This is a genomic window from Pseudomonas sp. MD195_PC81_125, from assembly GCF_014060985.1.
Taxonomy (GTDB): Bacteria; Pseudomonadota; Gammaproteobacteria; order Pseudomonadales; family Pseudomonadaceae; genus Aquipseudomonas; species Aquipseudomonas parakoreensis.
The window spans coordinates 1-8,788 of the sequence record NZ_JABULD010000676.1; the positions used below are offsets into that span (position 1 = coordinate 1).

7 protein-coding genes are annotated in these 8,788 nt (G+C 62.6%); all 7 read right to left on the minus strand.

Translation table 11 applies throughout. The features are described from left to right. Window positions 1-79: 79 nt before the first annotated feature. Entirely contained in the window at window positions 80-1,468 is a 1,389-nt protein-coding gene (locus tag HT737_RS26500; protein ID WP_182404319.1) for an amidohydrolase family protein, read from the minus strand. A gap of 12 nt (window positions 1,469-1,480) precedes the next feature. After that, complete coding sequence (locus tag HT737_RS26505; RefSeq protein ID WP_041073301.1) at window positions 1,481-2,836, minus strand: nucleobase:cation symporter-2 family protein; 1,356 nt, start codon at window positions 2,834-2,836, stop codon at window positions 1,481-1,483. A gap of 316 nt (window positions 2,837-3,152) precedes the next feature. Next, on the minus strand, window positions 3,153-4,193 hold the full coding sequence (locus tag HT737_RS26510; protein ID WP_182404320.1) for a GTP-binding protein: 1,041 nt from the start codon (window positions 4,191-4,193) through the stop codon (window positions 3,153-3,155). Between the two features lie 102 nt (window positions 4,194-4,295). Continuing rightward, window positions 4,296-4,925 (minus strand): UbiX family flavin prenyltransferase, encoded by a 630-nt coding sequence (locus HT737_RS26515; RefSeq protein WP_220459522.1) that lies wholly within the window; start codon window positions 4,923-4,925, stop codon window positions 4,296-4,298. Between the two features lie 11 nt (window positions 4,926-4,936). Continuing rightward, a complete protein-coding gene (locus tag HT737_RS26520) occupies window positions 4,937-6,322 on the minus strand; it encodes a UbiD family decarboxylase (RefSeq protein ID WP_182404322.1) in 1,386 nt (461 codons plus the stop codon). Between the two features lie 309 nt (window positions 6,323-6,631). Then, a complete protein-coding gene (locus tag HT737_RS26525) occupies window positions 6,632-7,537 on the minus strand; it encodes an amidohydrolase family protein (RefSeq protein ID WP_003224037.1) in 906 nt (301 codons plus the stop codon). Window positions 7,538-7,541: 4 nt separating this feature from the next. After that, on the minus strand, window positions 7,542-8,471 hold the full coding sequence (locus HT737_RS26530) for an amidohydrolase family protein (RefSeq protein ID WP_086792694.1): 930 nt from the start codon (window positions 8,469-8,471) through the stop codon (window positions 7,542-7,544). Between the last annotated feature and the right edge of the window lie 317 nt (window positions 8,472-8,788).

The window sequence follows — 8,788 nt, forward strand, 5'->3', positions numbered from 1 at the left end:
ATCAGCCCAACCGTTCAGCGGCTGACACTCCGCTTTCGCGAGCAGGCTCGCTCCCACAGGTTTTTGTATCGCCTGCAAGTCAATCGTCGACGTTCATCATCGCCTGCACACCTTCCCACGCCTCGGCGCGCATCCGTTCGATGTCCAGCCCCGGAATCACGCCGTTATCGACCACGATCCGGCCGCCCACCACACTGTATTTCACCGTGATCGGTTCCCCTGCGACGACGGGTGCAACCGCGCAATCGTGGAAGCCGAAGAAGCGTAGATGGTCGAGGCTGTAGATCACCAGATCCGCGGCTTGCCCGACTTGCAGTGTACCGACCGCGCCCAGTCCCAATACCTGGGCGCCGCCCGCTGTGCCCCAGTGGATCACGTCTTCGGCGGTGGTCGCCGAGGCGCCTTGTTCGGCGCGGTGGATCAGCCACGCGGTGTTGGCTTCGCCGACCATGCTCCCGGATTCGTTGGACGCGACGCCGTCGACGCCGAGGGAGATCGGCACGCCAGCCTCAAACATTTGCGGCACCGGCGCGACGCCGCTGCCCAAGCGTGCATTGCTTACCGGGCAGTGCGAGACGCCGCTACCGGTCTGGGCGAGCATGCGGATTTCCCCCGGTTGCAGGTGCACGGCGTGGGCGAACCAGACGTCGGGCCCGAGCCATTCGTGTTCGGCGACGAACTCCACCGGGAGGCAGTTATATTTCTCGCGGCAGAAATTCACGTAGTTCTGCGTTTCCGACAGGTGCGTGTGCAGGCGCAAACCGAGGCCGCGCGCGGTGTGCGCCAGTTCGCGCAGCAGGGTCGGCGGCAGCGAGAAGGTCGGCGTGGTGGGCGCGACGACCACTCGGCGCAGGGCGTCCGGGGTGTCCTGGTGATACCGCGATTTCAGCCGCTCGATATCGCCGACCATTTGCTCAAGGCTTTCCGGTTGCAACGCCGTTTTCGAGAAGCCCGGGTGCGCGCTGGCGGATTCCAGCGCACCACCGCGACACAACACAAAGCGCAGCCCGAACTCATCGGCCAGATCAAACAACAGATCCCCGGTTTCGGTCGTGCCGTGAGCATGGTAGAGATAGTGGTGATCGGCGCATGTCGTCACACCCGACAGCAGCAACTCGACCATGCCCAGACGGGCGGCGATCCTTGCCAGTTGCGGGGTAAAGCGGTTCAAACGCGGGTAGGGCACACTCGCCAGCCAGCCTTGCAGATCCTGATTCAAACCTTCGGGCACGGCTTTGAGCAGGTTCTGGAACAGGTGATGGTGGGTGTTGATCCAGCCCGGATAGACCACGCTGTTGCGCGCATCGATCACTCGTTCGCCGGGGTGTGGCTCAAGGTCGGCGGCCATTTCGGCGATGCGTCCGTTGATCACGCGAATGTCCACCGCGCCGGCCCGGGCACGTGGACCGCGCAGGCCGGTCATCACCGCGAGCGGATTTTTGATCAGGATGTTTTGAAGTTGAGTCATGGCAGGCTCCAGTCAGAGAATGTGCGAGGCGGATTTGCCGGGTGTGGTGTCGGGCACGCTGACGCCGTTGAGCGCCGCGTTGAGCAGCACCGACACCAGGCAGGCGATGACCACGCTGCTGTGCAGGAACGGCTGTGACCACTCGGGCAGTTGTTTGAACAGCGTCGGCGCGAGCACCGGTACCAGCGCGGCGGCGATGGTGAAACCGACGATCAACACGTTGTAGCGATTGCGTTCGTAGTCGACCTTGGCCAGGGTCTGGATGCCCGCCGCCGCGACCACGCCGAACATGGCAATGCCAGCACCGCCCAGCGCCGCCGTCGGCATCGAGGCGATGATCGCCCCGGCCTTGGGCACCAGTGCAATCGAACACATCAGCAGGCCACTGACGGCGACCACCCAACGGCTGCGCACGCCGGTCAGGATCACCAGGCCGACGTTCTCCATGAAGGCGATAAACGGGAATGCGGCGAACATTCCGGCGATGGTGCTGGCCAGGCCATTGGCGCGCAGGCCGTTGACCACTTGCTGGTCTTCCACCGGTTTGTCGACGATGTCGCCGATGGCCACGAACAGCCCCATCGACTCGACCATCTGCACGATCATCACCACCACCATGGTCGCGATAGGGATCAGGCTGAACGTCGGCAGGCCGAAGTAGAACGGGTAGGGCACGGTCAGCCACGGCGCCTCTTCAACACTGTGGAAATTGCCCATGCCCAGACCGTAGGCCAGACCGGCGCCGACCAACATGCCCACCAGCACCGCCATGTTGCGCAGCAGCGGGCTGCCATAGCGATTGACCAGCAGAATGGTCAGCAGCACCACCACCGCCACCGCGAGAAAGGCTGGCGCGCCGAAGTTGCTCGCGTTGCGTCCGCCACCTACCCATTCATAGGCAATCGGGAACAGCTGCAGACCGATCACGGTGACGATGCAACCGGTCACCACCGGCGGGAAAAACCGCCGTAACCGGCCCACGAACGGCGCCATCAGCAGGGTGAAAATCCCGGCACCGATCACCGCGCCGCAGACCCCGGGGAAGCCCACCTCGGGGTTGCTGCCGATGGCGATCACCGGGCCGACGCTGCTGAACGCCACGCCTTGCAGGATCGGCAGGCGCACACCGAATTTCCAGAAACCGACGGTCTGCAACAGGGTGGCAATGCCCGAGCAGAACAGCGTGGTGCTGATCAGCACCACGGTATCGGCGTGGGACATTTTCAATGCACTGGCAACGATCAACGGCACGGCGATGGCGCCGATGTACGAGACGGCCATGTGTTGCAGGCCGAGGGTGAGCATCTGTCGCACCGGCAAAACGCGGTCGACGGGGTGCACGGTGGAGGAAGGAGTGGCTGACGACATGGGGAATCACCTCTGGCTGTTTTTATGCGGTAGAGAGGGGTATTCGTCTGATGCCTGCTGCAGATCCCCTGTAGGAGTGAGCCTTTGTGGTGAGGGGATTTATCCCCGATGGGGTGCGAAGCCCCCCCCAAAACTTGAACTTGCGGTTTACCAGACAAACCGCATGTGCTGGATTTGCGGCTGCTGCGCAGCCGATCGGGGATAAATCCCCTCGCCACGGGTGACCTCATTATCGGGTTCACTCCACAGATTTCAGTGCCACTGGGCATCAGTCATTCGTGCCCGAAGCCGCCATCCACCGGCTCCGATGCCTTGTTCAGCCTGCCAGGCAGGCGGCAAAGCCCTGGTTCAGCGCCGCGCGATCCAGGTCGCGGCCGATGAACACGATCTTGCTCGAGCGGGGCTCCGTGCCCCAGGCGGTCGAGGCGCGGAACTCCACCAGGCTGTGCACGCCTTGCAGCACGTAGCGCTGGTCTTCGTTGGCCACGGCGAGCACGCCTTTCATGCGGTAGAGGTTATCGGCCTGGGACGAGCGCAGTTCGCTGATCCAGCGGTGGAACGCCATCAGGTTGACCGCACCGTCCACGGCGATGCCTACCGATGACACGCTCGGGTCATGTTCGTGGTCGGGCTCATCATGGTCGTGGTGGTCATGGTGAGCGTGCTGTTCAGCGCCGATTTCCATGAGCTTCTGCGTGCATTCGAAGGCGCCGATGCCGAGGATTTTCGTCAGATCGATCTGCGCATGAGTGGAGGTCACCAGATCCGCCGTGGCGTTCAAACCACGGATCTTGTCGCGCAGGGTTTCCACTTCATCGCTGCTGACCAGATCGACCTTGTTGATGACGATGCGGTCGGCGCAGACGATCTGATCCACCGCCTGATTGTCGACGCCATCCAGTTGCAGATCCTCCAGGTGTTGGGCGATGTGCTTGGCGTCGACCATGGTCACGATCGCATCGAGTTCGACGTCCTCGGCAATCGGGTCATTGATGAAAAAGCTCTGCGCCACCGGGTACGGGTCGGCGAGGCCGCTGGTCTCGATCAGGATGTGATCGAGGCGCACCGGGCGCGCCACCAGTTCGCGGACGATGCGCACCAGATCCTCACGAACCTCGGCGGTGCAGCACACGCAGCCATTGACCATTTCGTAGATTTCTTCGGTCTCGGAGCTGAGCACCAGATCGCCGTCGATGCCGACCTCGCCGAACTCGTTTTCGATCACGGCGATCTTGCGTCCGTGGTTTTCCTTGAGGATGTAGTTGAGCAGGGTGGTTTTGCCGGCACCGAGGAAGCCGGTGAGGATGGTCACGGGGATTTTGGTGTTGCGGGTTGGGGCGTTGAAGGGGGTGTTCATCTGGAGCTCCTTTGATTGGCGTTTGTGGCGAGGGGATTTATCCCCGATGGGTCGCGAAGCGGCCCCAAAATCTGCAATTGCGCTGTGTCAGGAAAACCTCACTCACAGGTTTTGCGACTGCTGAGCAGTCGGTCGGGGATAAATCCCCTCACCACAGGTATTCATATCCACATTGGGATTTGGGTGTTCTTTCCAGCGGGCGGCAACGCCGGCATCGAGGCCGAACAGGTCGAGCACTCTCCCCAGGCTGTGATCGACCATCTGCACAAGGTTTTCGGGCCGGGCGTAGAACGCCGGCACCGGCGGGGCGATGATCCCGCCCATCTCGGTCACGGCCGTCATGTTGCGCAGGTGGGCGAGGGTCAGCGGGGTTTCGCGGGCCATCAGCACCAGGGTGCGGCGTTCCTTGAGGGTGACGTCGGCAGCGCGGCCGATCAGCCCGGACGACGTGCCGGTGGCAATCTCCGCCAGGGAGCGCATCGAACACGGCGCGACCACCATGCCCAGGCAGCGAAACGAACCGCTGGCGATCCCGGCGGCGACGTCATCGGCGCGGTGGTAGTGGCTGGCGAGCGCAGTGACCTCGGCCAGTTTGTAGTCGGTCTCGTGGGCCATGGTCAGCAGCGCGGCGCGGCTGATGATCAGGTGGCTCTCAATGTCCAGTTCGGCGAGCAATTGCAGCAGACGCACGCCATAGATGAAGCCGGACGCACCGCTGATGCCCACAACCATCCGCTGGCGGTTCACGATGCAAGGCCTTTGAGCAACACCCGCGCACGTTCAAGCACATCCTGATCCAGCTGCGCCTTGATCCCGTCGAAGCCCGAGCCACGGGTGGCGTCAAGACCCATGCGCGACGTGGTGCCGTTGACCGAGGACGACGGGTCCAGCGGGCTGCCGGGCAAACCGTCGATCATGAACAGGTCCAGATGCGGCTGGAAGTGCGTGGCCAGCGCCCACAGCACCTGGCTGTCGTCAGTAATGTCGATATCGCTGTCCACCGCGATCACGTTTTTCAGGTACGGATCCCAGCCGAGCAGGGCGAGCATGATCTGCCGCGCCTCGCCGTCACGGCTCTGATCCAGCGCCACATAGCAATGAAAGTGGGTGCCGGAATTCGGGTAGTGCACGGCGGTGACAGCGGGGAAACGCGCCTTGAGTTTCTCGCTCATTTCCGCTTCGCGGGGCAGTCGGGCGAGGGTCAGGTGTTCGGCGTAGCGGCCGCCCATCACGTCCACCAGCCAGGCATCCTTGCGCCGCAACAGGGTGTCGACGCGCAGCACGTTGTTGGTCGAGCGATCCGAGGAATAACCGCTGAACTCACCGAACGGGCCTTCCTCGGCGTAGGCCGTCGGGTCGATGGCGCCTTCGAGGACGAACTCGGCGTATGCCGGGACGCCGATGCCGTAACGCGGGGTCTTGACCAGTTCCAGCGGCGCGCCGAACAAGCCACCGGCGACGGCACGTTCATCGCTGCCGTAGGGCAAGCGCGCTGCTGCCGCGAGCATGAACAGCGGATGTGCGCCGACCACCATCGCCACGCGCAATTCTTCACCGCGTTCACGGGCAGTCTGCAGCATTCGCCACAAATGTCCGCGCGAGTGCAGGCTGGTCGCCAGGGACTGGCGGGCGTGGCGCATCGAGCGGTGGTAGCTCATGTTGGCGATGCCGGTCAGCGGGTCCTCGGCAATGATGATCGCGTTGGTGATGTACGGCCCGCGATCACTGTCGAAGTGCTTGAGCATCGGCAGCAGCGCCAGATCCACGGCTTCGCCTTCGAACACTTCATCAAGCACCGGGCCGCTTTCTACGTAACGCGGGGCAATGGGCTGGTTGGCGCGCTGCTGGAAGGTTTCGTGCAGTTGCGCAGGCGTGACACCGAACAACCGGGCGATGCGGGTGCGGGAGGCGAACAGGTTGGTCGCCACCGGCACCTTGAGGCCGCCGACGTTTTCGCAGATCAGTAGCGGATCGCGGCCCTGTGCGGCGAGGGCATCGACCAGGGCGGTGATGTCCTGATCGGCAGAAACGGGTTGGCTGATGGTCAGCACATCGTCCGGGTACTCTCGGCGATAGGCATCGATGAACACGTGAAAATCCTGAGAATCGCCGAGCGTCGAACGGGTCATGGTTTCACCTCATAAAAAGCAGGCACGCAGGGGTGAGAAGGCGTTCGATCGAGCAGCCGTTGGCCTGCCGGTCGAGCAAACGCCGGGTCATCTTCGTGCCTGTAAAGTCGCTGTGTTGTTGCAGTGTTGCCTTGTGGGTGTCATTTGTGGCGAGGGGATTCATCCCCGATCGGCTGCGAAGTAGTCGTAAACCAGTCAGCGCGGTCTGCCTGATACAACGCGGTTGCAGGTTTTGGGGCCGCTGCGCAGCCCATCGGGGATGAATCCCCTCACCACAGGGTTACCTTGTGTCCCAGGGATCAGCGTTGCCTAGAGGTACGTGGTCGTCAGGCGAATATCCGCCTCAACCAGATCCTTCGGCGGTGGCGTCGGTTCGATTCCGCACAACCGCGCGATGTTGTTGCCCAGGTAATCCTCCAGATGGTCCTCGTCGATGCCCAAGCCTTGCGGTGCCGGTGAGCACAACACCTCCAGCTCGCGCAGCCACATGCCCGGTTCGTTCGGCGGCGAGTCGGTGCCGAACACGATCTTGTTGCGCGGCAGCTCCTTGGCGAATTCGACGATCCGCGACTGGAAGCACCAGCCGGATTCGCAGTACACGTTCGGCGTGTCCATTGCCATCCAGAACGCCTCGAACGAGTAGTTGCCACCGGTCTGGATGCCGAAGTGGCCGATGATGAAATTGACCATCGGGAACTCGCGGATGATCGGGTAGAACATCGTCGGAATGGTGTACGGTCCGTCGCCGGTATGGATCAGCACCACGATGTTGTACTTGGCGCAGACTTTCATCGCCGGACGCAGCCAATCCAGCGCCCGATCCGGGCGATAGCCGTGCATGTTGGCGTGCAGCTTGAGCATCTTGAAGCCGTATTCCTTGATGTGGAATTCCAGCTCCGCCGCACCGTTTTCCGGTCCCCAGCGCGGGTTGAAGTTGAAGTTGCCGATGAAGCGGTCCGGGTACTTCACACAGAGTTCGGCGACGTACGACATGTAGTCACGCACGCCTTCGCGGCCCCGACGGTTGCCGTCGCGATAACCGGTGTTGCCCGGTGGCGGCTGGATGAAACCCATGTCGATGCGGCGTGGCTTGCCGTTGATCATGTACGGGCCGTCCATCAGCTTGAGCATGCGCTCGCCGGTGAACGGTTCGCCGGTGTGGCGCCAGGCCTCGTCGACCAGGTTAGTGGGGTGCAGATGGGTGTCGATGATCATCGGTTCAGCTCCTGGCCAGTTGCGTGGTGACGGGGCGCTTGAGTTGCGCCTCTGCTTCGGAAACGGAACGCGGCGGCGGGGTCGGTTCGAGGCCGATCATCCGCGCGGTGTTGTTGCCCAGATACTCTTCGAGGGTGTCCTCGTCGAGGTTCAGGCCCTGCGGCGGTTCGTGGCACAGCACTTCGAGCAGGCGCAGCCACATGCCCGGTTCGTTCGGCGGGGTGTCGGTGCCGAACAGGATCTTGTGCGTCGGCAAGACCTTGGCGAACTCGACGATTCGCGATTGCAGGCACCAGCCCGATTCGCAGTAGACGTTGGGCAGCTCCATCGCCCATTGCATCGGTTCGAACACGTAGACGCCGCCGGTCTGCACGCCGAAGTGGGCCATGATGAAATTCACGTTGGGGAATTCCTTGATCATCGGCACCCATTCCGACGGGATGCTGTACGGCCCGTCGCCGGTGTGCAGCTTGACCGGGATGCCCAGTTCGGCGCATTTCTCGAAGCACGGGCGCACCCAGTCCAGCGCCCGGTCAGGCCGGTAGGCGTGCATGTTGGCCTGCATCTGCACCATCTTGAAACCGTGTTGCTTGACGTAGCGTTCGATCGCCTCGACGCCGTTTTCCACGCCGCAGCGCGGGTTGTAGACGAAGCAGCCGATGAAACGATCCGGGTAGGTCTGGACCATTTTCAGGGTGTAGGCCATGTAGGCGTCGATGGATTCACGGCCCGAGAGTTCGCCGTCGGTCCAGGTGTAAATCGTGTTGCCCTGCGGCGGCTGGATGAAGGCTTTGTCGATCCGGCGAGGTTTGCCGTTGACCATGTACGGGCCATCCATCATCTCCAGCAGACGCTCGCCGGTGAACGGGTCACCGTCATGCCTCCAGGCGAGGTCCACGAGATCCGTGGGATAGCAGCTGATATCGATGATCATTGAAGTCGATCTCCTGATAGCGGGGAAGGGAGCCTTGCGGCTCTCGGCATCCACGCCCCGGGCTATCGGCCATTTCTATGCGCAGCACTCACGCATTCCCTCGCCTGTTCGCATCCGGCCCGGGTGGGTGGTTGCTGAGGGCGAGTATTGGAAAGRGGGGGAGGGGTTCGTACAATATTAATTGGACGCGCTGGTGATACTTGGGCGATATGGTTTGGGTTTTTGTGGTGGTTGTGCCGACCCCTTCGCGAGCAGGCTCGCTCCCACAGGGGGAATGCATTCCAACTGGAGAAATGCGGTCAAACTGTGGGAGCGAG